The organism is Bradyrhizobium sp. JR4.1, from assembly GCF_040548605.1.
GTDB lineage: Bacteria > Pseudomonadota > Alphaproteobacteria > Rhizobiales > Xanthobacteraceae > Bradyrhizobium > Bradyrhizobium canariense.
On the sequence record NZ_JBEPRY010000021.1, the window covers coordinates 35,894 to 62,115 of the forward strand.

Annotated in this window: 17 protein-coding genes and 2 pseudogenes; 9 read left to right on the plus strand and 10 right to left on the minus strand. The window is 60.4% G+C overall.

All coding sequences use genetic code 11. From position 1 onward, the window contains the following. Positions 1 to 177: 177 nt before the first annotated feature. The 3 genes from hemE to ABIB90_RS31005 all read left to right on the plus strand — a co-directional run bounded on the left by hemE (position 178) and on the right by ABIB90_RS31005 (position 4,002). Positions 178 to 1,212 (plus strand): uroporphyrinogen decarboxylase, encoded by a 1,035-nt coding sequence (gene hemE / locus ABIB90_RS30995; RefSeq protein WP_354201999.1) that lies wholly within the window; start codon positions 178 to 180, stop codon positions 1,210 to 1,212. Between the two features lie 1,674 nt (positions 1,213 to 2,886). Then, positions 2,887 to 3,096 (plus strand): hypothetical protein, encoded by a 210-nt coding sequence (locus ABIB90_RS31000; protein ID WP_354202000.1) that lies wholly within the window; start codon positions 2,887 to 2,889, stop codon positions 3,094 to 3,096. A gap of 363 nt (positions 3,097 to 3,459) precedes the next feature. Next, positions 3,460 to 4,002 (plus strand): cytochrome b, encoded by a 543-nt coding sequence (locus ABIB90_RS31005; RefSeq protein WP_354202044.1) that lies wholly within the window; start codon positions 3,460 to 3,462, stop codon positions 4,000 to 4,002. Between the two features lie 930 nt (positions 4,003 to 4,932). Here the strand turns inward: ABIB90_RS31005 and ABIB90_RS31010 are convergent. Continuing rightward, on the minus strand, positions 4,933 to 5,334 hold the full coding sequence (locus ABIB90_RS31010; protein ID WP_354202001.1) for a hypothetical protein: 402 nt from the start codon (positions 5,332 to 5,334) through the stop codon (positions 4,933 to 4,935). Between the two features lie 207 nt (positions 5,335 to 5,541). Between ABIB90_RS31010 and ABIB90_RS31015 the strand changes: the two are divergent. Continuing rightward, a pseudogene (locus ABIB90_RS31015) lies at positions 5,542 to 6,383 on the plus strand (transposase). A gap of 106 nt (positions 6,384 to 6,489) precedes the next feature. Here ABIB90_RS31015 and ABIB90_RS31020 read toward each other — a convergent pair. Next, positions 6,490 to 6,927, minus strand: coding sequence for a hypothetical protein (locus ABIB90_RS31020; RefSeq protein WP_009859402.1), 438 nt, complete (start codon positions 6,925 to 6,927; stop codon positions 6,490 to 6,492). 1,899 nt (positions 6,928 to 8,826) lie between these two features. Here ABIB90_RS31020 and ABIB90_RS31025 point away from each other — a divergent pair. Then, on the plus strand, positions 8,827 to 10,191 hold the full coding sequence (locus ABIB90_RS31025; RefSeq protein ID WP_157158508.1) for an MFS transporter: 1,365 nt from the start codon (positions 8,827 to 8,829) through the stop codon (positions 10,189 to 10,191). A 623-nt stretch (positions 10,192 to 10,814) separates the two neighbouring features. Here the strand turns inward: ABIB90_RS31025 and ABIB90_RS31030 are convergent. The 5 genes from ABIB90_RS31030 to ABIB90_RS31050 all read right to left on the minus strand — a co-directional run bounded on the left by ABIB90_RS31030 (position 10,815) and on the right by ABIB90_RS31050 (position 15,003). Beyond that, positions 10,815 to 11,186, minus strand: coding sequence for a hypothetical protein (locus tag ABIB90_RS31030; RefSeq protein ID WP_009859400.1), 372 nt, complete (start codon positions 11,184 to 11,186; stop codon positions 10,815 to 10,817). A gap of 773 nt (positions 11,187 to 11,959) precedes the next feature. Then, a complete protein-coding gene (locus ABIB90_RS31035; protein ID WP_009859399.1) occupies positions 11,960 to 12,505 on the minus strand; it encodes a carboxymuconolactone decarboxylase family protein in 546 nt (181 codons plus the stop codon). A gap of 34 nt (positions 12,506 to 12,539) precedes the next feature. Next, positions 12,540 to 13,157, minus strand: a complete 618-nt coding sequence (locus ABIB90_RS31040; protein WP_009859398.1) for a nitroreductase family protein — start codon at positions 13,155 to 13,157, stop codon at positions 12,540 to 12,542. Positions 13,158 to 13,345: 188 nt separating this feature from the next. Then, positions 13,346 to 14,266 (minus strand): NADP-dependent oxidoreductase, encoded by a 921-nt coding sequence (locus tag ABIB90_RS31045; RefSeq protein WP_354202045.1) that lies wholly within the window; start codon positions 14,264 to 14,266, stop codon positions 13,346 to 13,348. A 245-nt stretch (positions 14,267 to 14,511) separates the two neighbouring features. Next, the gene (locus ABIB90_RS31050; RefSeq protein WP_157158507.1) at positions 14,512 to 15,003 is read right to left on the minus strand and encodes an OsmC family protein; all 492 of its coding nucleotides are present in this window, start codon (positions 15,001 to 15,003) and stop codon (positions 14,512 to 14,514) included. A 750-nt stretch (positions 15,004 to 15,753) separates the two neighbouring features. On the opposite strand from ABIB90_RS31050, the gene ABIB90_RS31055 reads away from it, so the two are divergent. From ABIB90_RS31055 to ABIB90_RS31070, 4 genes are all read left to right on the plus strand, one after another. Next, complete coding sequence (locus ABIB90_RS31055; protein WP_009859396.1) at positions 15,754 to 16,995, plus strand: efflux RND transporter periplasmic adaptor subunit; 1,242 nt, start codon at positions 15,754 to 15,756, stop codon at positions 16,993 to 16,995. Beyond that, on the plus strand, positions 16,992 to 20,165 hold the full coding sequence (locus ABIB90_RS31060; protein ID WP_009859395.1) for an efflux RND transporter permease subunit: 3,174 nt from the start codon (positions 16,992 to 16,994) through the stop codon (positions 20,163 to 20,165). Before ABIB90_RS31055 ends, ABIB90_RS31060 begins: the two co-directional genes overlap by 4 nt. A 296-nt stretch (positions 20,166 to 20,461) precedes the next feature. Beyond that, complete coding sequence (locus ABIB90_RS31065) at positions 20,462 to 20,863, plus strand: SPW repeat domain-containing protein (RefSeq protein WP_009859394.1); 402 nt, start codon at positions 20,462 to 20,464, stop codon at positions 20,861 to 20,863. 234 nt (positions 20,864 to 21,097) lie between these two features. Next, positions 21,098 to 22,120, plus strand: coding sequence for a hypothetical protein (locus ABIB90_RS31070; RefSeq protein ID WP_354167159.1), 1,023 nt, complete (start codon positions 21,098 to 21,100; stop codon positions 22,118 to 22,120). A 250-nt stretch (positions 22,121 to 22,370) separates the two neighbouring features. On the opposite strand, the gene ABIB90_RS31075 is transcribed toward ABIB90_RS31070, so the two are convergent. The 3 genes and pseudogenes from ABIB90_RS31075 to ABIB90_RS31085 all read right to left on the minus strand — a co-directional run bounded on the left by ABIB90_RS31075 (position 22,371) and on the right by ABIB90_RS31085 (position 26,134). Continuing rightward, entirely contained in the window at positions 22,371 to 24,563 is a 2,193-nt protein-coding gene (locus tag ABIB90_RS31075) for a xanthine dehydrogenase family protein molybdopterin-binding subunit (RefSeq protein ID WP_354202003.1), read from the minus strand. A gap of 3 nt (positions 24,564 to 24,566) precedes the next feature. Then, on the minus strand, positions 24,567 to 25,022 hold the full coding sequence (locus tag ABIB90_RS31080; protein ID WP_009859391.1) for a (2Fe-2S)-binding protein: 456 nt from the start codon (positions 25,020 to 25,022) through the stop codon (positions 24,567 to 24,569). Positions 25,023 to 25,680: 658 nt separating this feature from the next. Next, positions 25,681 to 26,134 (minus strand): annotated as a pseudogene (locus ABIB90_RS31085) (DUF3788 domain-containing protein). Between the last annotated feature and the right edge of the window lie 88 nt (positions 26,135 to 26,222).

Sequence of the window (26,222 nt, forward strand, 5' to 3'; positions counted from 1 at the left end):
GCCACCCACGACATTCCATGAAGCGGGCGAGGGAAGTTCTGGAAGGTCCAAGGAGTTACTCTTCAACGTGGCAAGCTGAGCCGAGTTGAAGCCCGGCATAGTCGCACCGCTGGTTCCCCTTTTCCGCTCGGGCCCTCGCCGGTGTATCAGGAACCTCAATCTGCAACAGGACGGTTCGTGCCCCAATCTCCGACCAAGCCTTTCAGCGACGTGCTCTCCGGCGAGCGACAGGCTATCCCGCCGGTCTGGATGATGCGGCAGGCCGGCCGTTACCTGCCGGAATATCGCGAGATCCGCGCCAAGGCCGGCGGCTTCCTCGATCTCTGCTTCAATCCGGAGCTGGCCGCCGAAGTCACGCTGCAACCGATCCGCCGGTTCGGCTTCGATGCGGCGATCATCTTCTCCGACATTCTGGTGATCCCCTACACGCTCGGCCGCTCGGTGCGGTTCGAGGTCGGCGAAGGCCCGCGGCTCGAGCCGCTGGATGATCCGGCGAAGGTCGGAACGCTCGCCACGCAGGCCGACTTCGGCAAGCTCGCGCCGGTGTTCGAGGCGCTCAGCATCGTGCGCGGGGCGCTCGATCCCAAGATTGCACTGATCGGCTTCTGCGGCGCCCCTTGGACGGTGGCGACCTACATGGTCGCGGGCCACGGCACGCCCGACCAGGCGCCGGCGCGGATGATGGCCTACCGGCATCCGGAGGCCTTTGCGAAAATCATCGACGTGCTGGTCGACAATTCGATCGAGTATCTGCTGGCGCAGCTCGCCGCAGGCGCCGATGTGTTGCAGATCTTCGACACCTGGGCCGGCGTGCTGCCACCCGCCGAATTCGCGCGCTGGTCGGTCGAACCGACGCGGCGCATCATCGAAGGCGTGCGCGCCAAGGTGCCGGACGCAAAGATCATCGGCTTCCCGCGTGGCGCTGGCGCGCAATTGCCTGGTTACGTCGAAGCCACCGGCGTCAACGCCGTCAGCATCGACTGGACCGCGGAGCCGGCCTTCATCCGTGAGCGCGTGCAATCACGCGTCGCCGTGCAGGGCAATCTCGATCCGCTGGTGCTGATCACGGGCGGCACAGCGCTCGACCGCGCGGTCGACAATGTGATGGCGACTTTTGCGCAAGGCCGCTTCATCTTCAATCTCGGCCACGGCATCCAGCCGGAGACGCCGATCGCCCACGTGGAGCAGATGCTGAGGCGCGTGCGGGGCTGAAGAGAGATTCTTCCTTGCGGAGCGTCCTTCGAGACGCCCGCTTGAGGCGAGCTCCTCAGATGAGGACTTGTTTTGCGGAGAAAAGGGCGCTGAAACACAAGACCCTCATGGTGAGGAGCGCCGCCTTACGGCGCGTCTTGAACCATGATGCCGTGGAAACCGACTGCCTTCACCGAAACGAACGCGAAACCAACGCCATGCAAGGTAGAAAGCATTGTAGGATTTCGTCTGGCATGGCCCTAAGACCCACAGTGACCAATGAACTCGCCGCGAGCGTAACCGCATAGGCAACAATTGTGTGTGTAACGAACCAGCTCCGCTGAGCTCGGCGGTTATTCGATCAACGTTCCGCATCCTCTCGGTTCAAGGTGCTCAAGGATATTCTCGGGTGCATGCGCGCTTCCGACCAGAAAATCTTTTCGTGCTCGGATGCTTCGAGCGACCCGCCACGCTCTAGGCGATCGAGTGCGTTCCTCCGCTGACAAGCGGGCGCCCCGCGGGATAGAACGCCCCGCTGCGGCCGGTTGGTGGCCCAGCTCGCAGTCGAACTGTAAACCAACGGGTTGCTACGAGCGCGCCGCCGAACTCGCTGTCCACCTGACTGAGATCGGGAGCCGAACAAACCTCCTTCCGGCCGTCGCAGTTTTTCAGCGCGAATCGAGCAAAGTGGAGCCGTCGACTCAAAGACGAACACCATAAACCTTCGTATCGTTCCGTGCCCCCTTATTGGTGTCCGATGATTACCTATGTCCGATTGAGCTGCTGGCCCCGATGGTCTTAGGCTGCATGTGTTGGAGCGCACACGAGTTTATGAAGTGCGATGAGGAAAAAAGAGGATCGAGGAACAACTGTACTAAAACCAGAAGGAGACTGCGATGCCCTATTGCTCCGAAACTCCTAAGTCTGGCAGAGCCGCGCGATGCGCAGTTTGTGACGGCAAGTTTGGTCTCGTCCGACACTATTCGTGGCGAACCGGGCTATGTTCCAAGAAATGCGTCGATCGCTTCAGAGCTCGCAGGGAAAGTGACCGCGACTGGGTAAGCTGGCTCCCGATCGCCTTCAACCAACTGCCAGAGAAACGGCCGGGGCCATCATGACGCTCCGGAGCTCGCAATGCGGCACCGTGTGCTTGGAAGCAGGGCGGACTTTGCTCCGCACGGCTCAAGCGGTGATTGACTCTGTGATTGCGGCCCGGCTCAAGTCCCTTGCCGACGACTACCAGTCGCAGGATGAAAACGTTCGCGTCTCGATCAACCCAACGGCATCGGCTCGATCGGTTGCCAACAACTGAGGTGAGTGGCGTGCATGACCTGACGGGCTGCTTCGTCGCTCGTCTTCGGAAGAAATCGAGGCGATCTTTCGAACGTCCGGCGCGCGACCCCGGTCACGAGCAGTTTTATTGAACCGCCCGCACGGCTTCAAAGTTGGAGCTCAGATGGTAGATCTGAATGAAATGAGTATGGTCATATCATAGCGAAGCTGATTCACGAGGGAGCTTTTCGGAGGGAATATGGGCGAAGTCATTGCGTTTGTCCCACAATCTGAGCGCGAGCGAGTTCGCCCGATTCGGGAGGCTCGCGCGATCCACGACAGTATCTTCCCGCCGGAGCAGCAGGACAAGGCACTGACAAGTCACCAAGTAGGCGGCACCCCTGGTGACGAGGGCGAGTTATCATGATCAAGATCATCGCCGTGCTCTGCAGTCTTTCCTCTCCGGCAAATTGCCACGAGCAAATTGTCACCAACTCGGACTTCGCCGAGGTCTCGATGCAGTCCTGCCTGATGGGCGCGCCGCAGCTCGCCGACTGGATGAATCAGCATCCGGCCGAGCGCTTGGCCGCATGGCGCTGCGTAATTGGAAGACGGGATGGCAGGGGCGCTTAGATTAGAAGGCGGCGTTCGCTGGCCGTCCTCCGAGAATCCGGCGAACATGCTTTCCGTCAATGCGGGAGCGAAGACAACTACGCTCTGCGCTTATCACGCCAGTTGTGAGCACGACGGAACGAAGCTAATCGGCGGTTCTTTTTTTACGACCTCCCCTCCAATCTCCGCGGCCCTGGCGATGATCATCTCCCGCTTGCAGTCTGGGTTAAATATCACCAGAGGCTCAGACGCCCCATTTTGCGCCCCTGGGCAATGGGCCGGAGGTAAAGTTGATCGCCGGGGCAACCGGCCGGCTTACCACTGCCCAAATCTCTGGCTAGACGCCGCGACGGTTCACCAACCGTGTGGCGGGATCGGAGCGAGGTGATCGGCTTGCGCAGCAATTCCTCTCGCCACGGCGCCGGGGCCAAAGTCCTGCATTGGCTGACCGTCATGCTAGTTCTCGCCGCTTATGTGCTGAGCACCGGCGACGGCTATTCGCTCTATGCCGCGGCCGCGGACGGGCTCCGCAGGGTTCATGAGGCGCTTGGGGTTGTCCTGTTCATTGTCGTCGTGCTGCGGCTGCTATGGCGCTTGATCGAGACTACGCCCGCGAAGCAGCCGATGTTGCCATGGATGGCTGCGGCCGCAAAGCTCGTTCACTTCGCGCTTTACGCGCTCCTCATCGCAATTCCGGCAACCGCGGTGCTCGGCACTTGGCTGGAGGGGATTCCCGTCACCCTTCCCGGATTCGACATCGCCCCCCTGATCGCGAAGGCGCATGGACTTGGGCAGCTGATCATGAAAATACACACCACCCTCGGCAACGCCATCCTCTGGATTGCCGCTGTGCATACAGCCGCGGCTCTCTTCCACCACTTCTATTTGCGCGACGACGTTCTTCAATCGATGACTCCGGGCGCATGAATGATTGTCTTGCCGCTTAGATCAAGCCATGGCCGCGCAAGTAGAGAGATCATTTTGAAACCCCTACCGCCCGCAGCTAGATCGAGAGCGAATGCGTTTGACGGAACCTACCACGGTCACATTCGAGCAGTGACGCGTGCTGCGGGTGTGGACGCGGCTAATAACGTCAAACGGTCGCGCGATCTTTTCGGAGCGACAGGAGGGCGCCGACTCGGCCGTCACTCTGGTCTTGAGGACTAAATCGGCTTCGAATTGTAAGGGCAGGGCTGTTGCCTACGGTCCTGGGCGCTGGGTCAGAGCTCAGCGCTGGCGCGTATAACAGGCCGTCGTCCAGGCGCTTCGATCGGGTACGGAAAATTTTCTGAGCCAGACCCGACAGCAGAGTCAACGTGATCTTCAATCGCGATCTGGTGATTGAACCTAGCAGTGACGGAGAGTAAAATGAACATCGGCGCCGAAGAGAGCTGAGCCGGTGACAATGAGGGTAAAACGCTTCGGCTGCCGTTTATTGTCATCTAGAAAAAGTCCCGAACTGCCAAAGTGCGAGGGCCCTCATACCTTGTCTTAAACTCGCTCGTTACTCCGATGCCGGCCCGATTTACGGCGGTTCATCGGTCGCTTCGACGAGCGAGAAGGCAGACTCGAAACGGAGATGCATAGCCTCCGACGTGAGGAAAATTCACAAAGAGCCGCAACCTGAACTCCTGGAACATCTTCTGGGCGGGAAGACCGCGACCCACCCCGACGATCGGCCACGCTTGAGCCGGCCGCCTTTCCGGAGGAGGCGCTCGGGCGACGGGGTTGTGGTCGATGCATGCCTTCACGTGGCTGAATAGCTCGACGCTTAGCAAGCCGGCGCTGCTGCAGCATCCCGGGACTTGCATTCAAACGCGGCGCAAGGTTTGCTGCACGGCGCGGGGGGCCTCATGCCTAACCCGCTGTGCGCGTGTGCAATCCCGGACGCCTCACGACCGGCTCTTCAGGCGCGTCAAAGATTGACGTCGTGAGCAGGACAGCGGCAGCGAGGATCCAGTAATACGACGCGTCGAGCCAACCGAATTTGAGGGCAAAGGGTAGGATCACAAACACCACCCCAAGGGCGCGATCGAGCCGAAGGTGCAGCCAGTAGGGGATGATACGGACGAGACCGGTGGGATGGTCGGTTGCAGCGGCCAAGAGCAGCGCGGCAACACCTACGACAACGGAAAGCCACATCGCGAGTGGTTCGCTCTGGCCCAGGTTCAGCACGAATGGCGCTGCGATCAGGACGATCGCGGCGGGATAGTCGATCAGGTAAGCGTGGACAGATTTGGTTATGAAGCGGAACGACATCAGTGACTCCTACGTGCTTTGCTGCTCGTGCCGCCGTATGCCAGCAAGCACTCTGCACAATCGTCAAGGGTCAGCCCGTTAGACACACAGGAAACCTATGACAGTACGCCAAGCATTAGAAGTGCCTGGTCGTTATGGTTTCCATTCCACTCGCTCGGGGCACGCCGCCAGAGGCGTTCAGTTCGTGTGTCCAATGCCCACGAGGGCATGAAGGCCACCGTCGCAAATCTGCTTAAATCCGGCTGGCAGCGCTGCTGTTTCGACTTCATGCGCGATGCATTGGCGCATGCCGCAAGACCGGACGGCGCGTCGTCTCCACCTTCCAAACTGTTTGCCCGGGACGATGCCGAGGCTGCCAAGCCGCAGTGGCGCGAGGTCGCCGATCAGTTCCGCCACAAGCTGCCGAAGCTTGCGCCTTTTCGAGGCGGCGGAGACCGACGTGCTCGCCTACACGACCTCCCGCCGCAGCACCGGACCAAGCTGCACTCCACCAACCCGATTGAGGCCTCAACGGCGTGATCAAGCGGCGCACCGAGGTGGCCGGCATCTTCCCCAACGAGAACGCCGTCGTTCGCCTCATCGGCGCGATCCTGCTCGAACAAAACGAAGAATGGGCGGTTCACTGTGCCCGTTATGACAATGGAAGCAGTCGCCGTTGCGCGATGATTCGAGCGTCAGCCTCACGGCTCTCGCCAGCTGACCTGCCCGGCTCTCGCCGGAAACGCGGTGATCCGCCGCCAGCTAAACCACACCACGGGACGCAATGGGCACATTGCGTTGCGCGGCATCGTAGCGGATCGTATTTCCACTTCGAAGGGCTCGCCGTGCTGGATAGGGATGCCGGGACCACACCAATCGATTTGCAGCACGGGTTTCGATCAACATTAAAGAAGGTGTGTGGGGTCTCCAACGGGGGTTATTGCTTCCAAACTGCTGCGCATCGCCGAATAACCGCTCAAACAGCGGCCACAGTGCCGGATGTTGAGCCGCGAATCGTTGATCTCGAACGCGAGCATCTACGGCACCACAGCGCCACTCTTGCATCTTGAGCGCCTGCTGGCGTAGCCCGCGCGACAGTCTGTCATCCCGCCGATCGCGGCAGTTCGAGCTCCGCAAGTAGCTTGCCCCCCAGCACAGAACATCGAGCATAGTCTGTCATTGGGTTTGCTCTTTTGACCCGGTAAGACGAACCGATCCCCGCCTGCGGGTCCGCATGTTGAGGTTCGCTCTCTGGGCGGCGCTCACCTCGGGCGCGTTGAGAGCTGAGGTCGTCAGCAAGACTGCTGCGGCGAAAACCCAGAAATAGCCGGCGTCTGGCCCAGTGACATGGAAAGCGGAGGGGGCATTGATGGAGATCACACCCAATGCGCGGTCCACCCATTGTAGCGAGGCACGGAGGACTCGGACGAGCGCCGTCGAGTGGTCCGTGAATGCCGACAGCAGCAGTGAGACGCGGGTCACCACCGAAAGCCACAGCGCGACGGGACTGCTCTTGCCTAGCTTGAGCAGGAATGGCGCAACAATTAAAACGACGGCGACAGGACAGTCGATTAGGTACGTGCGGATAGATTTTGTGATGAAGCGGAATGACATGGCGGAACTCCTGCATGCTGGGCTGCTAGATCGAGTTGTCGGGACATCGAAAATAGGGGCTTGTGATCTGGGCGACCCGTGCTGCCACCAAATATCGATAAGGCGTATAAAGAGCGTATTCCCGTCCGCGCGAGGTTAGAAATGTCGGATCGTTATCGTTTTCATTATCTCCAGCCGCCCGCTCTAAAGCTTTCAGACGCCAGGGCGCCCCGCGCGGTCGGTTAGACCAGCGCTCGAGTAGAAATCTCTTCCGCTCGAACGCTCCCGGGTTGCCACGCTAAGTCGTGCGAACGTAGCACCGGCGGGGCAGGGGCCTTCCATCCCATCGATTTTGAGCAAATCTCGTTCTGAACGCGTGTTCACAGTTGATCCAAAGTCGCACTCTTTTTGTCACCGGTCAGTTACTCCGGGCGCCGCCATCGTCGATCTGAAAACATCGCGTGAACTGCAACTTGCTCGAGGCAACCAGCGGGTCAGCCGCATGCCACACCGGCCACCGCGGGCGCAACGCCGCTAGCGACAGCCGTGGCGCCGGACCAGATGCCTACCGCACGGACTCTCTTGTCAGTGGGCAATCGCTGCTCGTGCACCGAAAGGCCGTCAGGCAGGATCAAGCCTTCGCCCAAACCTTGCAGTGACCGGCCGACGATGAGCCGGCGCGGAGCCAACCACGGTGGCGCCGAGGCGTGGAGATCGGCCCCGCGAGGACGGTCCGCGCAGTTCGGCGTTCATCAGCCAGTGCACTTGGAACGGCGACAGGGCCATGTCCGCCAATCGCCGCGAGGGGACCATGATGACGGCGCTCCTGACGAACATAAGGCAGTTGCCCGCGCTGCATGCGGAGAGCACGTTTGTGCTGTGCCCGACGGCCTAGGCTTTTAGAGCGGCAGGCGGTGGTCGGCCGGCATCAGGGACGCGCTGCTCACGACGTAATCCTTCAGGTTTAAGTCGAGCGCTTCGCGGGCGCGAATTCATTGGCCAACAGCTTGAAGCCGGGCCGCCGCATCCCTTGACAAATCACTCTCTCGGCATCAATGCAACCTCAAGCAGACTCTTCCTAAACCGCTATCGCTTCCGGCCCGCGCTGCAATCCCAACGCTGGACGAACATTGCCAATTGCACATGCGTATAGCATGGAAACTGGGAATGGCACGGTGCCGTTCCTCAATCCATTCTAGGTCGAGGCGAGTTGCGCAGTCCGTTGCTGCAGCACGCTGCCCGCAGAACCGCAATAACCATGGTCTATCAACTCTATGCCGCGAGATGATTTCCCTCACCGCTGGGCGACCGCCATCGTGTGAGACCGCATTTGTGGCAAAGGCAGTGGAGGATCGTCCGGCGCTTTGATCGCCAGATACCGCAATGAGGAGTGCGATACTGAGGCTGCAGACTAGCGACGTCTCTCTTGCTTTTGCATGCGCTGTGGCGGCTAAATCCATTTGCTTAGCGATCAGGCGAGCGGGTCGGCGCCATCCTGTAACCGCCTGCAGCTTTTTGCGACGGTGGACAATGCGGCCGGGGCAAATCGAAGCAGTATCGTTGGACGGTCGGGAAAACACGGAGGCGCTTGTTGAAAAGCTCAGCTTCATGATCGCCTACGGCTCCGATGCGCCGGTGGTCTCCGTAGTCACCGGAGCATCGCCAATGACGATCCCTCTATCTCCAGGCAACCAGCTTTGTTCTCAATCCCAAGAGCCGGATCGTGACTCCGTCTATTCGGCCGTCTGGGTCTGGCCCGCGACCTCAAGCCTTCGGCAAAACTAGTGAGGAGCAGCGGCAAACTATGGCGAAGGTGAATGAATGGCGCAAAAACATGTAGAGTGCCGCAGCTGCGGCGTTATCGATCCAGACCCCTGCCCTCGAGAGTTCGGGCGGAAAGCGCCGGCTCCATGCCGACGCATGGTGCTCACGGCCTGTGTGCTCGCGTCGTCGATGGCGTTCATCGATGGGACAGCGCTGCCCGTCGTGCTGCCGATATTGCGCGCCGATTTCGGTGCTGACCTCGTCTCCGTCCAATGGGTTCTCAACGGGTATATGCTGGCGCTCGCCTCCCTGACATTGATCGGCGGGGCGCTCGCGGATGTTTATGGCAAGGCGCGCATGCTCACCCTCGGTTGCGTCCTGTTCGCTCTGGCGTCCGCGGCTTGCGCGTTGGCGCCTTCGCCCGCATGGCTGATCACTGCCCGGGTGGCGCAGGGAGCGGCCGCAGCGATCGTCACACCTGCAAGTCTCGCCCTGATCGGAGCAACCTATCCGCGCGCAGAGCGGAACCGGGCGATCGGCGCATGGGCAGCGGCATCCGCTCTCACCACCGCCGGAGGTCCTGTCCTGGGCGGCTGGCTGACCGAGACCTTTGGCTGGCCATCCGTGTTCTGGATCAACCCGCCGCTCGCGTTCGTAGCAGTGGGAGTTCTGCTAGTCTTCGCGGGCAGAGATGACCTTATCCAGCGCCGGTTCGACGGGATTGGCGCAGCGATCCTTGCTTTAGCGCTCGGGACACTCACCTGGGCGCTGAGCCAGATCGGACCAAGTCAAGCTCGGGCCGCTGCAAACGCACCAGCCCAATCCGTGACGGTGCTCACGATAGTCGCCGGGTTCGGCGTTCTCGGGTTCGCCGTCTACGCGTTGTGGGAGCGCAGAAGCGAGCATCCGATGACGCCACCCCGCCTGGTGGAGAACCGCACCTTTCTCGGGCTGAACGTTGCGACGCTGATGATCTATATGGGGATTTCGATCGTGTTCTTCCTTCTACCTTTTGACCTCGTCGACCGCCGCGCCCTGTCGTCGACCGATGCCGGGCTGGCGTTCCTGCCTTTCACGCTCGGCGTGGGGCTGTTGTCGAATGTCTTCGGCGGGTTGGCCGACAAGATTGGCACGCGGACCATGCTTATCGCGGGACCGGCAGGTGCCGCGCTCGCCTATGTCTGGTTGGCGCTCGGTCAGAAAGAATCTTTGATGCTCGGCGTGATCGTACCCATGACGCTGCTTGGCCTGTCCTTCGCGGTGCTCGTGGCACCGCTCACCGCGTCCGTCATGTCGAGCGTTGACCAGACGGATGAAGGGCTCGCCTCCGGCATCAACAATGCAGCGAGCCGGGTTGCGCAGCTTGCAGGTGCGGCATTAGCCGCCGGTGCCGCGTCTTTCGACTCCGGCTACGAGATCGGTCTCGCCGTAGCCGCTGGGACCTCAATCTGCGGAGCTTTTACAGCCGCAATAATCGCCATGCCGGCCGACACGAAAGCGGCCGGCTCGGGAGGCGTCTAGACCCATGGAATTCAACTAGATTCGATATTGGCTTGCCAGATGCCCTCAAGTTCGCCGAGCCATTCGGAGCGGAGTGTCTCGATCCAGGCTCAGACGCACCAGGCGCTGGAACACGAGTTGCCCGGAAGCCGGACTATCGCGATGTTCGCGACGCCGCGAGCCTTTGACGCTGGCGCCGTGAACGCCATCCTCGGACTTGATTACCGGATTCGTTAGCCGCAGGCCTCGGCCGGAAGGTCTGCTGGACTTCAAGAAGATCGGTGCGTTGACGGGCAGATGCACTCACGCCATCGCATCCTCAGGGGGAATGCTGAACGATCATAGAGGGGTGGCAGTTGCCTTCCTAGTTAGTCATCTGGATGACCGAGGGACGCTAAACTCTTTCAAATACATGTTGGCCAGCGGCGGCGTGAGGAGCCGCACGCCGCCAAGCTTTGGGGTCACGACGAGCGTGGCCAGCCGGACCCTAAGAGAAGCTCGGACAGTAATGGTAGGATAGCTCCAATATCATCGCCAATCCTTGGGGTGTCATCGACGGCGGTGATCTGATCGTGGATCGTCCGGAGGTCGGCGCCGACTTCCTTACCTGCAGGCGCAAACCCTCGGGAGCGCAGAGGACTTTGTCAATACGGCGGACAAGTCGGCAAGTCGGCCCAGGGGGCTGTCGCAAAGGCGCCGACGCGCGGTCCGGGCGCACAACCTGACCTGTAATATCCGTAGCCGTAGGCTCGATAATATGAATTATAGATTGGATCGCCCCAATACGAACTATAGGCGGGATAACCCCAGTTCGCATCATCGGTCGGATAGCCCGAGTACGAAGGATCAGGATGACCCCGCCGCGCCTGATAGCGCACGTCCATCGTCAGGGCCGGTCCCGCCGCTCTAATCGACGTACCATTAATCGGCGCAGCAGACGACTGGGCGGTGGCGGTCACTGCAAGAGGTACAGCAATCGCGAGGGCAATCGCGAGGCTGCGGACTTGAATCTTCATGAGTAGCTCCTGTTCGTTCTACCCCCCGGCAAGAATGACGTTGCAAGGCCGGCGAGGGAAATCACCTCTGGCCATAGAGTCGATAGACGATCATTATTGCCGCCGCGCCGCATGATGCCCGAACGAGGACTCTCAACGACTGCGTCTGCAAATACTTCCATTGCCGCGATCGAGTCCCATTTTTAACTCTGCATATTGCGGTGACGCGGTTAACAATGAAGCTGTTCTTTCATACCCAGGTCTAGCGGTAGCACGGAGCTAGGTCCCCGACCCACCACTCGATCCGAGCAGACCCGGACGTTACGTCGCACTCGGCCCTTCGGCCACCTCCCGCGTTTTCCGCTTTTGTGCCGCTGTTGAGGGTTACGCCCATCTTGCTCGGCCTAAGATATTGCCTATTGAGGGAGGCGGACGAGACGTACTGTTTCACATCAACGGTCTTCTCCGATTCTGCTATCGTTCCTTCGCTTCATGTCGCGAGTGCCAGTTTGCCGTTTCGCTAAGGCTTCGAGCTGATAACAATTCCGATCCTATGAGCGAGCCCGGCCTCTTCTCGGTATCGCGCCGATCCTGTGTTCCTTCGCACTTGCCAAGCTGTCCCTCATAGTGACAATCGCCGTTCTGGCTTTTCGTAAACTCCTCGTCGGCACGTACCAAAACGCCCGGAGGCGCTCCCACCATTTTTCCTGGGCGCATCCGGGCAGTGGTGTTGCGTTCGCATCACATGAACGCTCCGAGCACTCTCGGAGGTGTTCGATACGACCGGATGGAGTTTAGACCGAGCCAGCCGGCGCAACGGCGGGAAAGTCCTTCTCGGGATCGAACACATTGTTGAAAAAGTTCGTCAGGGAGTACATGGCCACGAGCGCGACGATCTCAATGACATTCGCATCCGTGTAGCCGGCATTGCGGACGGTCTTCAGATCGGCGTCGCTGATCTTGCCGCGGGTCTCGGCGACTTTGCGCGCGAACTGGATCCCGGCGTCCCGCTTCGGGTCGCTGGCGTGACCCATCCGAGCGAGAATTATTTCATTGGCCGGCAGCTTGGCCATATGATCGGCCGTAAAACTATGAACCGTCAGGCAATAGTCGCAGCCATTCACTTCGGACACAGCGAGACCGATGCTGTCACGCGTCTTCACGTCGAGCGACTTGCTCAAGGAGCCGAGCAGGGCGGCCCATGCGTTGAACGCGATCGGGCTTGCCGCGAAAGTCGCCATCATGTTCGGCGTGAACCCGATGTTCTTGGTGAACATGTCGAGGGTCGGTTTCGATTCGGGTGGCACTTGTTCCGGCTTTAGAGCTGCAATCCTGGGCATCATGTTCTCTGTATTTCGGTGGCTTCACTAATAATCAGACCAGATTCAACACTTCAGCCAAAGGCCGCCGCGGCTTCTGTGGCCAGTTTCCCGGACGCTCGGCCCCTACGGACAACAGCATGACCGGTACTTCATCCTTCGTAAGCGCGAACTCGCGGTGCACTGCTTCCGCATCGAAACCGATCATCGGGGTCGAACCCAGGCCTAGCGAGCGGGCCGCATAAATCATCGCCGCCGCGCCGAAGGTGCCGGTGCGTACGGCCTCGTCGCGCTGGCGCTGCGGGTATTCCATGTACAGGTCCCGTGCGGGGATCTCCCATTCCGGCACCATCTTTGCCGGCATGATGCCCTCTTTTACCAGCGGTGCCAGACGGTCGGGTACTACGCTAGAGTCGGCCAACTGGCCGCAGATGATGAAAGTAACAGCCGCCTCGGTGATCGCGGGCTGGCTCCAAGCGATCGGACTGAGGCGAGCCTTGGCTTCCGGCGTGCGCACCGCGATGAAGCGCCAGTTCTGCAAGTGGAAGGATGTCGGCGCGGTGGTCCCGATTCGAACCAACTCGCGGATTTGGTCGTCGCTCAACGTGGCGGCAGGGTCGTAGTACTTCGTGGCCCGGCGGCTCAGGATGCATTCGATGACCTCATTGGTCATAGTTCTTCTGCTGGTCATAGTGATTCCGTTGGTCAAGTTGTTGTTCTGCGTGAGGGAATAGGCTGAGATAATGAGGGCTTTTGCTCCTTTTACTGGAAATGCTACGGAGCCCGCTCGGTAGTTTCCCACGTTGCTCCGGCTCTTCCGATAGGACGCGCCCGGCCACGTGCATCGAAGGCGCACGTCGTTCAGGGGCGAGTGCGGATGATCGTCTTCCCGTCGATGCGCTCGGTCGGATTGAAAGCGGCGACGGCGTCATCGAGGATCGAGACGGTGCCGATGTTCGTCCGCAGTCGCCCGTCCCGCACCCGCTGGACGATTTCAATCAGTTGGGCACGATCGGATTCGACGACGAAGTCGACCGCCAAGGCGTCGGCAGCGCGCGACGCCTCGCTCGGCCCGACGATGGACACCAGCGTTCCTCCGGCTCGGATCAGGCGGGCGGAACGCTTCCCGATGTCGCCACCGATTACGTCGAACACCAGATCGACTCCGCCGACGTCTTCCAGGACGTCGTTGTCGAGGCTAACGAACTCATTCGCGCCGAAGTCGAGCGCCTTCTGACGATGAGCGCCACGCCCGGTGCCGATGACGTAAGCGCCGACCTCTCGTGCGAGCTGTGTCACGATTGATCCGACTGCGCCGGCCGCGCCGTGCACGAGAACGCTCTGCCCTGCCTGAAGGCGGCCGTGCACAAAGAGCCCCTGCCACGCCGTGAGGCCCGAGATTGGCAGACTCGCGCCTACTATGAAGTCGACGTCACCGGGGAGCGGGGCGAGGTTGCGCGCCTCCATTGCTACATACTCCGCCAGGGTGCCATCGCGATACCAGTCGGCGAGGCCGAACACCCGCTGTCCAACCGACAACCCCGTTGTGCCATAGCCGAGGGCGGCGACCACTCCGGCCAGCTCGTGTCCGGGAATCGACGGTGTTCGGTCACGATCGAGGCGGTCGGTCCATGTAGAGGGCCACTCCAGCTCAGTCGGGACGAATCCCGACGCATGAACTTGAACGATGACGTCGTTGATCGCCGCTCGCGGCTGGGGCCGATCCACGAGCCTCATACCCGCAGTTCCCGCCGCCTGGTCCGTTACGACAATTGCCTTCATCATCGGCCTCCCTGTGTGTGGTGTGTCGTCATTTTCAAGTTCTCTTGCTGACGAGCAAAAGTACGGTCGTGAAAAATCGATGGTCTAATGACGGGTGGCTATGCAATCGATGCCATGGACGCGAAAGCCCAGAGCGCGTCGGCGGAGCGAATGCCCCGCGGGGCATCGCGCGCCGCGAATTGAAGACCCTGCGGGTATGACAGACTGCGATGCCCCGGTGCTGTGATCGACGGCACGAGAGACGGTCAATCCGGAGTAATATTCGGAATCGGGAGCAGAGCCACGTCATCCTCGTAGCTGGCCTGAGGGCTTTCTAGGTGGCCGGAGGTTGTAACGTCCAGACGTGTGGTAATATCCGCACCAGAACCGAGAATTTGGCCTACGGGACAGAGGTTTGCGGCTTCCAGCAAGAATGTGCGCTGCTGCGCGTCGAGGTCTCCTTCAAGCACCACGGTGCGCTCGAACGAATCCTTTTTGCCTCGGGAGCCGTGATGGAAGCTGACACCCACCTTCACGCGCTCCAGCGGTAGTTTCTGGCGCTGAGCCTGGAAACGAACGCTCATAGCACTGCATGCGGCAAGAGACGCGCTGAGAAGGTCGTAAGGATTGGGTCCACAAGAATTGTGGCCGATGCCATCTGGGCCGCCGACAGCAAACCGAGATTCGCCGACATGGCAAATCAGCGCGCTATGATTGGTGGGGTCGGTTGCGACAACAACTTCGCGAATCTTGGTCACGATTAGGTCCCGATCCTTCGAATGATTGATCCATCGACTTCGACGAGCTTGTCCGCCAGTGACCGCAGGAAATAGATGTTAGCTGTGGTGGGAGATCCCAGCCTTGCGTCCACGCAAGCGAGCGCGTTCAGCAGGTAAGTCCGAAGGTCCTTCAGGTAAAGTTATCATTTCCATAATCGCCAGGAATGCTCCGTCGAGCGTATCGACGTCCGGGTGAACAACTGCATCAATGCGCGTGGCGGGCCTAGGGTCCGTCCGGTCACGAAGAATGCATTAAGTTCCAGTCAGCCGAAGTCCCAGAACGTGGACGAGCACACCGCTTTCCACACTCGGTCCTCAAACGATGCGTGACCTTCTTCAGTGATGGTTGCGCCAGTTAAGTCTCAGGAGGACGCAACGAAGCCCGTCGTACGAGCTTTGCTCGGAGCCCTTGACGCGACTTCGCGGCGGCATCGATACCCGATGACTGCACGCGGCCTGGAAGCCTCTGCAGAGTAACGCGGCGCCCTCGAGTGCGGTGCGGCTTCTGAGGTCCCTCGCTAGGCGTCGTGCTCGCGGGTCGAGCGGCAATAACGGCCGTTTATCAACTCCATAGCAAGAGGTGATTTCAGTCGCCGACGTTGCAAGGTCACTCTCCAAAGTATCGTCGAGGGATATTTACGGTTTCGAGGTTCGGCACCCGGACCAACATGGGAATCTTTGAGAGTGGGTCGACATGCTAAGCAACGATGTATTCGAAATCCTCGCTCCATGGGCACGCTGACACTGCGACCTCCGTCCTTAGCGGCGGCGGAACCTCCCGTGTGTAGTTCGTTTCGTCGCCTTCGGTGCAGCGGCGCGCCGATCGTTCTGCTGCTTGCGTTGGCGCTCGTTGGCTGCCAAGACAAGGCGCAATCGCAGGCGGCCGCGCCTCCGCCACCGTCGGTGACAGTCGCGCAACCGGTGAAACGAACAGTCACCGACTGGGATGAGTTCACCGGCCGGTTCGAGGCGATCGAGGAGGTTCAGGTCCGCGCTCGCGTCGGCGGCTTCATTGACAGGGTCGCGTTCACGGATGGTGCGATCGTTCATGCAGGCGATCTGCTTTACATCATCGATCCACGCCCGTTTGAGGCGGTCGCGTTGCAAGCCCAGGGTCAACTCGACGACGCGCGGGCCAAGGAAGAGCTTGCGAAGCGTGAACTCGACCGTGGCCTGACCCTGGTTCAAACTAGCGCGGTCTCGCAGCAGGTCGTCGACCAGCGCCGTCAGGCGTTGCAGGCGGCTCATGCGGCTGAGACGCAGGCCGAGGGTACATTGAAGGCCGCCCAGCTCAACGTCGAATTCACCCATGTGCTGGCGCCGATCACCGGCCGCGTCAGCCGTCATCTAGTGACCCCGGGCAATCTGGTGCAGGGGAGCGAAAGCGGCGCGACCCTGCTGACCTCGATCGTGTCGCTCGATCCGATCTACATTTATTTCGATGTCGACGAGCCGACCTATCAACGCAACAGCAAACTGTGGTTTCAAGGCAGGCGGCCGAGTTCGCGCGACACCGCGAACCCGGTGCAGGTGTCGTTGACCGGCGAAACGAAACCCTCACATGAGGGCAAGATGGACTTCCTGGACAACCGGCTCGACGTCTCCACCGCGACGCTGCGCAGCCGCGCCATCATCCCCAACAAAGATCTCTCGATCCTACCCGGCCAGTTCGGCCGCGTTCGCCTGATCGGCAGCGCGCCCTATGAGGCGCTGCTGATTCCGGACGTCGCGGTCGCAACCGACCAGTCGCGGAAGATCGTGTTCGTGGTCAAGGACGACAATAGGGTGGAGGCAAGGCCGGTGGTGCTCGGGCCTCTAGATGACGGCCTGCGGGTGATTCGCGAGGGCCTGAACCCGGAGGACCACGTCATCATCAACGGCATTCAGCGCGCCCGCGTCGGCGCCAAGGTGACGCCAATCATGTCGCAAACGCTGGGGGGCGACAAGACTCCGCCAGGTGCCACGCCATGAATCTCGGAAGACTTTCCATCAACCAGCCTATCCTCGCGATGGTGCTGTCGATCGTGCTTCTGATCGTCGGCACGATCGCCTATCAGACGCTGCCGGTGTCGGAATATCCGCAAGCAGTGCCACCGACCGTCACTGTGACCACGCAATATCCTGGCGCCTCGGCGCAGACCGTTTCCGACACCGTTGCTGCTCCAATCGAGCAGGAGATCAACGGGGTCGAGGACATGCTCTATCTCTACAGCCAGGCGACCTCTAATGGTCAGCTCACGATTACCGTCACCTTCAAGCTCGGCACCGATCTCGACAAGGCCCAGGTGCTGGTGCAGAACCGGGTCGCAATCGCGCAGCCCCGTTTGCCGGAGGAAGTCCAGCGCAACGGCGTCGTCACCCGCAAGAACTCGCCCGACATCCTGATGGTCGTGTTCATGCTGTCCCCCGACGAGAGTTTCGACCAGCTCTACATCTCAAATTACACGCTGCTGCAGGTCCGCGACCAGCTGTTGCGGCTCGACGGCGTCGGTGACATTCAGATGTTCGGTGCGCGCGACTACTCGATGCGGCTGTGGCTCGACTCGGAGAGGATCGCCAATCTCGGCCTGACCTCGACCGAAGTAATGGCGGCGATTCGGGCGCAGAACCTGCAGATCGCTGGCGGCCAGATCGCGGAGCCGCCGATCGCCGATCGCGCGTTCCAGCCAAATCTCGTCTTCACCGGCCGCCTCAAGGACATCAGGCAGTTCGAGGACATCGTGGTGAAGGCCGGCTCGGACGGCCGCACGGTGCGGCTGCGCGACATTGCCCGCGTCGAACTCGGTGCGCTCTCCTATGCCACCAGCAGCCGCATCCTGCGCAAGCCGGCGGTTGCAATGGTAGTGACCCAACGGCCCGGATCGAACGCGCTTGCCACGGCGAAGGCAATCTCTACGACTATGGTAAAGCTGAAGGAGAGGTTCCCGAAGGGGCTCGACTACAATATTGGCTACAACCCCACCGAATTCATCGCCCAGTCGGTACACGAGCTGATCAAGACGGTCTACGAGGCGATGGCGCTCGTCGTCATCGTGGTGCTGGTATTCCTGCAGGGCTGGCGACCTGCGATCATCCCGATCATCGCGATCCCGGTGTCTCTGGTAGGTACCTTCGCGGTAATGGCCGCGCTCGGATTCTCAATCAACAATCTGACGCTGTTCGGGCTTGTACTCGCCGTTGGCATCGTGGTCGATGACGCGATCGTGGTGGTCGAGAATGTCGAGCGACATCTCCGGAATCGTATGAGCCGGCGCGAGGCGGCGCTTAAGACCATGGGGGAGGTCGGCGGCGCACTGGTTTCGATCGCACTGGTGCTCTGCGCGGTGTTCGTGCCGACAGCTTTCCTCGGTGGCATCTCCGGGCAGTTCTTCCAGCAGTTCGCTGTCACCATCGCGGTCGCAACCGCGATCTCCTGCTTCTGCTCCCTGACGCTCTCACCCGCGCTAGCCTCGCAGATCCTGGTCCCGCATGAGGAGAAGCGGTCGGCTGCGCGTTGGAACCTAATCGCGCGCGGCTGGTCGGCCTTCACTGGTGTCTTCAACCGTGTGTTCGATTGGCTGTCGAATGGCTATGCGGCTGTGGCATTCCTGGGGATCCGGCATTCCGCGCCGATGCTGTTGCTCTATGTCGCGTTGATCGGCAGCGCCGGCTGGCTGCTCGCGACCACCTCGCAGGGCTTTATCCCTGCGCAGGATCGCGGTTACCTCATCATCTCGGTGCAGTTGCCGGGCGCCGCGTCGCTTGCGCGAACCGCTGCGATCGTGCGCGAGATCGAGCGGATTGCACTGGATACGCCGGGTGTCGTCCGGGTCGCGGCGTTCAGCGGCTTTTCCGGCGCAACTCGCACGCAGGCCGGCAACGCCGCGGCGTTGTTCCCGGTGTTCGACGAGCCGGAGGCACGGCAGAAGAAGGGGTTGACGGCGATTGCAATCACGGCCGATCTGCGCAAGCGGCTGTCGACGCTCCAGGGCGCTTTCATCATCGTCATTCCACCGCCCGCGGTGCCGGGCATTGGCACCGGCGGCGGCTTCGCTATCCGCATCCAGGATCGACAAGGGCGCGGTCCCGAACTGCTCGCGGCTGCGACCAACGAACTCGTCAGAGCCGCGCAGAAGTCGCCAAAGCTGACCTCCGTGTTCTCGCCTTATTCGGCGAACACACCGCAGCTGTTCGTCGATGTCGATCGCGTAAAGGCGCAGAAGCTCGGCGTGCCCATCGCCAGCATCACCGACACGATTGAAACGTACTTTGGCTCGACCTATGTCAACGACTTTAACCTGTTCGGGCGGACCTACCACGTCACGGCGCAGGCCGACCTGCCGTTCCGGAAGGAGACCAGCGATCTTGCGCGGCTGCGCACCCGCAACGCTGTCGGCGACATGGTGATGCTCGGTAGCATCGTGGACTTCAAGGACATTTCCGGGCCCGACCGTGTCGCGCGGTACAATCTATACTCAGCGTCCGAGGTACAAGGTGAGCCCGCGCCAGGTGTGAGCTCGACGACCGCGCTCGACACCATCCAGAAGGTCGCCGACGAAACGTTGCCGAGCGGTTTTTCCCTCGAATGGACCGATCTATCCTATCAACAAGTGACGGGCGGCAATGCCGGTCTCTATGTGTTCCCGATCTGCGTGCTGTTCGTCTATCTCGTGCTCGCCGCGCAATATGGCAGCTGGACGTTGCCGTTTGCGGTGATCCTGATCGTGCCGATGTGCCTGTTTGCCGCGACGATCGGTGTGCGTATCCTGGGCCAGGACGTCAACATCCTGACACAGATCGGCTTTGTGGTGCTGGTGGGCCTGGCCGCCAAGAACGCGATCCTGATCGTCGAGTTCGCGCGTGATATCGAGCTCGAGGGCAAGCCGCGGCTGGAGGCGGTGATCGAGGCCTGCCGGCTCCGCCTGCGGCCGATCCTGATGACCTCGTTCGCCTTCATCCTAGGCGTGCTGCCGCTCGTGGTGTCAACCGGTTCCGGCTCGGAGATGCGCCAGGCGGTCGGGGTTGCGGTCTTTTTCGGCATGCTAGGTGTTACGCTGTTCGGCCTGATCTTCACACCCATCTTCTATGTGGTGGTCCGCAACCTCGCGGAAGGAAAGAACGAAGGCAAGCCGACTCAGATAACCGCGGCTGGGGCAGGGTGACAGGCAGTGGCGCCAATCCGCGACGAAGCTGCAACTTTTCAGCGCATGCGAGGAGCGGATGCGTTCACTTCTGCCGACTAACCCGCTTCTATTGCACCAGGCGAGTGGAATGGAAACGATAACGACCCGGCATTCCTAATGGTTGGCGTGCTGGCTTACCGTTCCTCAGCTGAGCTGTCCCGTGACTGTTTTAGCGAGCGCTCGCCAGCAGAGGACCGCCGAGTCGTCCGCTTGGGTCGATGCACTCTCCGCGTCGCAAGGACCCACTGTAGCAACGAAACACGTAGGAGACACCGATGTCATTCCGCTTCATCACCAAGTCTATCCACGCCTACCTCATCGATTATCCCGTCGCGATCGTGTTAATTGCAATGCCGTTCGTGCTGAACCTCGGCCAGAGCGGACCGCTCGCAATGTGGCTTTCGGCTGTCGTCGGTGTGGCCGCGCTGCTCTTGGCCGGCCTGACCGACCATCCCACCGGGTTCGTCCGCATCATTCCCTACTGGCTGCACCTTTGGGTGGATCGCGCAGTCGGGGTGGTGTTTGTCATCGCACCCTTTGCCTGCAAATTCGATGGGATCGACGCCTGGTATTATTGGATCCTCGCTGCCGCTGTCCTGTTCACGACGTCGGTCTTGAACGCACCTGAGGATCCGGTCACGGTCCGTTCGAGATTGGGCAGGCGCACAGCGGCGTGAAGGCGGCGGCTCCGTGGTTGAGAGTCGAAATGTTGCCGGTGTTGGTCTGCGGCAGTCCGTCACGAACCCGCGCGGAGCGTGGTATTCACAGCCGCCCTAGCGATTCTCCCGAGAGCGATACGCTTGGAACCTGGGCTGGGGTCATTCTTCATAACGCCGATGGTGGGGGCTTGCACTTTGCAAGCCTTCGGGCGGTTCGGCCGCATCGCGCGCTTGATATTCAGGAGACTCAAGATGGCGTTTGCTCAGCCGCCGGACCGAAGCGCCGCGTTCGGGCCACGCCTTGACCATTTGGCGCTGACTCCCGCAGCGGCGGCCGTTTGCTACCCTTTTCTACTCCGGGCCTTTCATGCCGTCGTCGTCACGCAGGCCGCAACGCCCTCGCCATTCGCAATTGCCGGCGCGACCTTGATTCTGGCCATGGCGTTCGTCGTGCCGTTCCTCGCGTTCGCGCTCGCTTGCCGGCCTGACGCCGATCCCGTGACGCGGCGGCTCGCCTATGCCGGCGTGGCGACCCCAACGCTCTTCGTCTTTCTTGGCGTCGTTCAGGTCCTGATTCATAGCCCATTCCCTGACGAACTCGTGTGGTGCGCGCTTTGGCTTACGATCGCCATTTGGCCACAGACCGCCGGCAATCGCGCCGCGGCAACGGGGCCAACCGTGGGGCGCTGGCGCATTGTCCACGGAATAACGGCGGGGGTCTTGTGCCTATACGTGGCTTTCCATCTAGCCAATCATCTGTTTGGCTTGATCGGCCCCGACGCACATGCGGCCGTCATGAAGATCGGCCGCCTTGTCTACCGCTCTGGCGTGGGTGAACCGCTGTTGGTCGTGGCGATGCTTTTCCAGATTGGCACCGGGCTGTTTCTGGCATGGCATTGGAGTGCCGCCCCGCAGGGCTTCCATCGGACATTTCAGGTCGCCTCGGGGGCCTACCTCTCGGTGTATATCCTTGGGCACATGAACTCGGTATTCATCTACGCAAGAGGGTTTCTCGGCATACCCACAGATTGGAATTTCGCGATCGGCGCCCCGAGCGGGCTGATTCACGACGCATGGAACATCCGCCTTTTGCCTCACTACGCGCTGGGCGTGTTTTTTGTCCTAAGTCACCTTGCGTCGGGATTACGGATGGTACTGATCGCGCATGGCGTCGATCGGTTCGCTGCAAATCGTCTTTGGGGCGCGGGCATCGCAATAAGCGCCTTGATCTCGGCAGCGACCATCGCGGGTATGTGCGGCATTCGAATCAGCTAGGCAACAGCGGCAGGCTAAGGAGCCGAAATATTACCCTGAATGGACTGTCCTGTACTTCCGTTGCTGGCCTACTAGGAAGCCGACGCGACAGCTTGAATCGGATCGAATTTGCAGCCCGACGGGCTCCTTCTGAGAGGTGATTTTCTCCGAGCGGAGAAGGCGGCCACTCTCATGGTCGTTACGCGCAAGAACGTTAGACCGCACCGTCACCCGTCCACGCTGCGACGCGCGCGGAATGATGGGGCAAGGACTAAGACGACGATTTCAGCGAATTTGTATCAACCGGCAGGCTGCGCAGACGCTTGCCGGTCGCGGCGAAGATCGCATTGGTCACCGCAGCACTGACAATGGCTGTCGCAGCTTCACCGACACCACCTGGAGCTTCCGCGTTTTTAACCAGGTGCGTGTCCACGACCGGCACCTCGTCGATACGCATCGGCAAATAACTGTCGAAGTTGCTCTGCTCGACCCGACCATCTTTGAACGTGATTGACCCATGGAGAGCGGCGGTCAGACCGAAAAGCGTTCCACCTTGAATCTGTGCTTCGATCGTGTCTGGATTGACGTACATGCCGCAGTCAATCGCGCAGACGATCCGCTTGACTTTGACAGAGCCATTCGCGGCCACTTCGACTTCGGCGACCTGCGATGTATAACTTCCGTATGCGAATTGCACCGAAATCCCGCGGCCATGCCGCGCGGGGAGGGGTGCTCCCCATTCCGCTTTTTCCGCGGCAAGCGACAGAACCGCAAGTGCTCGCGGATTGTGGCCAAGCAATCGCTTGCGATAAGCGACAGGATCCTGCTTCGCGGCATGCGCAAGTTCATCTATGAAGCTTTCGACCACAAAAACGTTGTGAGTTGGTCCGACTCCGCGCCACCAAGACGTCCGGACACCTGGTGGCTCGACCCGGACAAAGTCGACGTGGACATTTGGCAGCGCATAGGGCGGCTCGGCCGCCGCTTCTATGGCATCGGGATCCAGTCCGTCCTTGAAGTACGGAGGATAATAGCGAGCCATGACTGAGGATCCGGCAATTCGATGCATCCAGGCAACCGGCTTGCCGGCGGCATCAAGTCCAGCCGATAACCGATCGAGATAATACGGCCGATACATATCGTGCTGGATGTCTTCCTCGCGGCTCCAGATCACCTTAACCGGCCCGTCGACGTGCTTGGCGATCTTGACGGCGAGGATCGTCCCATCGGCCTCCAGCCTTCGGCCAAACCCACCCCCAATCAGATGATTGTGAATTTTGATCGCATCCATCGGCAGGCGGGTGAGCTCGGCCACCTGAGCCTGCGTGATCGTAGGCGCCTGTGTACCGACCCAAATATCGCAACGATCCTTCTGCAGATGAACGGTACAGTTCATCGGCTCCATCGCCGCATGCGCCAGGAAAGGCACCTGATAGATGGCGTCAACCCGTTGCGCTGCCTCCGCAATTGCCTTCCCTACATCACCCACCTTACGAGCAACCGCGCCCGGGTTTTTGGATTCCTCCTCCAATTGCTTCACGATATCGGCGCTGCTGACCTTGCCGTTCGGCCCGTCGTCCCAGGCGACGGCGGCGGCCTCAAGCCCCTTCTTCGCCGCACCCATGTGGTCCGCCAGCACGGCAACGGCTTCATCTATATTGACCACCTGCCGAACGCCCTTTACCGCCAGCGCGGCCTTCTCATCCAATGCTTTCGCCTTGCCGCCGAGCACGGGCGCAATAGCAACCGCCGCAACCCTCATACCCGGCAGTCGCGCATCGATGCTGTAGATCGCGCGCCCATCGACTTTTATTGCTGAATCCAGACGCTTGGCACGCGTGCCGATCAAGGTGAACTCATTCGGATCCTTCAATTTCACTTTTGCTGCAGGCGGCACAGTCAATTTCGCCGCGGCGGTCGCAAGTTCGCCGTAGCTCAGATCCTTCGAGCCTGATGCATCGAACACCACGCCGTCCCTAGCGCGGCAAGTTGCCGGATCGACATTCCAGCGCTTTGCCGCTGCCGCGATCAGCAGACTACGGCCCACTGCCCCTGCCTGACGAAGCGGTGTCCAGAAGGCACGGACAGACGCGGAACCACCAGTATTTTGAATGCCTATGATCGAGTTGACGTAAAGAGCATCATTCGGCGGCGCATGCTGAACCTGAATCTGGTCAAGCTTCACTTCCAGTTCCTCAGCGAGAAGCATCGAGAGCGACGTGTAAACCCCCTGTCCCATTTCGATCATCGGAATAATCAGGGTGACGACGCCGGTTGGATTAATCCGTATAAATCCGTTCGGCGCGAAAGTGCCCGTGACCTCGTTTTCCGTTACCTGCGAAGCACGCGCTGCGAACACGGGCTCTGCGCGTGCACCGGTCATAGCAAAACCGAGCAGCAAACCTGTTCCCTGAAAAAAGGCGCGCCGGGACATGGCGCTTTCACCCTCGGTGTGGTTATCCATGCTTCACACTCCCGCTGCTAGCTGTATCGCGGCCCGGATGCGCTGGTAGGTACCGCAACGGCAGACATTTCCCGACATCGCCGAGTCGATATCCGCATCGCTAGGTTTAGGAGTCTCTTTTAGCAATGCCGCCGCCGACATGATCTGCCCGGATTGGCAGTAGCCGCACTGCACTACTTCCAGATCCAGCCAGGCCTTCTGCAAGGCGGCGCCTTGCGGCGTGCGCCCAACCGCCTCGATGGTGGTAACCGCGCTGTCGCCGATACTATCGACCGACGTCTGACAGGAGCGGGCCGGTCGGCCGTCGATATGCACCGTGCAGGCGCCACACAATGCTCGGCCGCAACCAAACTTGGTCCCGGTCATGCCGAGCACATCGCGCAGCACCCATAGCAAGGGGATGTCGCCGTCGACATCGATCTCATGGGGTGAGCCGTTGATCTTTAATGTGAAAGCCATGAATGCCTCTTGATCCGCCTAGGGCGTCAGCCATGAGTCGATCAACAGCACTCATGAAATCCGCCAAAGCTCACACATTGATCGCAACAAGGGACGACGCTTTCCAATAACCGGCATGTATAGTTTTCATACCAGCGGGGAATGCCGCCAACCGGATAGCTAAGAAGACGATCAACGCAGCCAGTGTTCGCTTCGGTGTCGCCGCGCGCCTAGACCTGTTGCCGGATGACAGCCTGAGGGAGAACGAGCGCTTCTCGCGTTCGCTCAGCGTGACGTCGTTTGGAGTCAGCATTTACTTGGTCGATCAACCTACGGAATACCTGATGCCAAAGGGCTGCGGATGTGATCGGGGAACAATGACTAACCCCGCCGCCCGCGGCGCATGCGTCGCTCCGGTCGAGCAGAACCTACATCTTGTTCATAGAAACCGCGCGTTAGCGCTGACAGCACTGGTCATATAGGGCAGATCGTAACCACACTCCTGGCCGAGCATATTGACGGTAGTTGGTGTGCCCGAGCAACTCTTCACACGATAACGCATCTGCAACGAGACGTCGCGAGGTTCGTCGGCCGAATGGTCAATATCCGAAACTTGCTAGCCAGTTTCTTTACACCTATCCAGCGTCTTTCCTCGTTAGACTTAACACTTCCGCGACATTCAAGCGCGCGAGCGTGGAGGGCGCTTCATAGTCAAAAGCTCCGTCACATCATGCCGATCATCTGCGGATGAAATGGCATTGTCAGGAATTTACCATCCGGGTATGTCTTGGCTTTATCGTAAAGCTTGATCAACTGCGAGCGCCAGGCATTACGGCGCTCCTCAAACCTATCTCGTTCTGCTCACCCAAGACCACCACGGCGGAAAACCGCTTGTATTCCGGCAGCAAGGTACAAAATGCCCTTGTTTTCTTGTAGCGTAGGGACCAGCCGCGCTTCTTGCCGCCATAGAGCCATTCCGGCGCGAAGACCCCGGGGTAACTTTTCTCAATCCAATTCTGCAGAGAGGCCCAATGCTTGAACGTGCCCGGTCCGATCCAGTCCCGAACGGTGCTATCATCGGGCGATGCTGATTTGTCAGTAATCCTGTCGCCGATTTGGGGGGACTTTTCCATGCCGGTGTCCTTCACTTTTTTACGACCGATTCGAAGCTTGGCGGCCGACCTTGACCTTGTACGAAGGGATGTGTGGGCCTTCTTTCCA

Excerpts from the sequence above, each read along its gene's own strand:
- ABIB90_RS31035 (WP_009859399.1), bottom strand. The coding sequence starts at position 12,505 with ATGCCCAGGATTGCAGCTCTAAAGCCGGAACAAGTGCCACCCGAATCG.
- ABIB90_RS31045 (WP_354202045.1), bottom strand. The coding sequence starts at position 14,266 with ATGAAGGCAATTGTCGTAACGGACCAGGCGGCGGGAACTGCGGGTATG.
- ABIB90_RS31080 (WP_009859391.1), bottom strand. The coding sequence starts at position 25,022 with ATGGCTTTCACATTAAAGATCAACGGCTCACCCCATGAGATCGATGTC.
- ABIB90_RS31060 (WP_009859395.1), top strand. The coding sequence starts at position 16,992 with ATGAATCTCGGAAGACTTTCCATCAACCAGCCTATCCTCGCGATGGTG.
- ABIB90_RS31055 (WP_009859396.1), top strand. The coding sequence starts at position 15,754 with ATGGGCACGCTGACACTGCGACCTCCGTCCTTAGCGGCGGCGGAACCT.
- ABIB90_RS31020 (WP_009859402.1), bottom strand. The coding sequence starts at position 6,927 with ATGTCATTCCGCTTCATCACAAAATCTATCCGCACGTACCTAATCGAC.
- ABIB90_RS31075 (WP_354202003.1), bottom strand. The coding sequence starts at position 24,563 with ATGGATAACCACACCGAGGGTGAAAGCGCCATGTCCCGGCGCGCCTTT.
- ABIB90_RS31030 (WP_009859400.1), bottom strand. The coding sequence starts at position 11,186 with ATGAAGATTCAAGTCCGCAGCCTCGCGATTGCCCTCGCGATTGCTGTA.
- ABIB90_RS31025 (WP_157158508.1), top strand. The coding sequence starts at position 8,827 with ATGGTGCTCACGGCCTGTGTGCTCGCGTCGTCGATGGCGTTCATCGAT.
- ABIB90_RS31070 (WP_354167159.1), top strand. The coding sequence starts at position 21,098 with ATGGCGTTTGCTCAGCCGCCGGACCGAAGCGCCGCGTTCGGGCCACGC.
- ABIB90_RS31000 (WP_354202000.1), top strand. The coding sequence starts at position 2,887 with ATGATCAAGATCATCGCCGTGCTCTGCAGTCTTTCCTCTCCGGCAAAT.
- ABIB90_RS31010 (WP_354202001.1), bottom strand. The coding sequence starts at position 5,334 with ATGTCGTTCCGCTTCATAACCAAATCTGTCCACGCTTACCTGATCGAC.
- ABIB90_RS31040 (WP_009859398.1), bottom strand. The coding sequence starts at position 13,157 with ATGACCAATGAGGTCATCGAATGCATCCTGAGCCGCCGGGCCACGAAG.
- ABIB90_RS31065 (WP_009859394.1), top strand. The coding sequence starts at position 20,462 with ATGTCATTCCGCTTCATCACCAAGTCTATCCACGCCTACCTCATCGAT.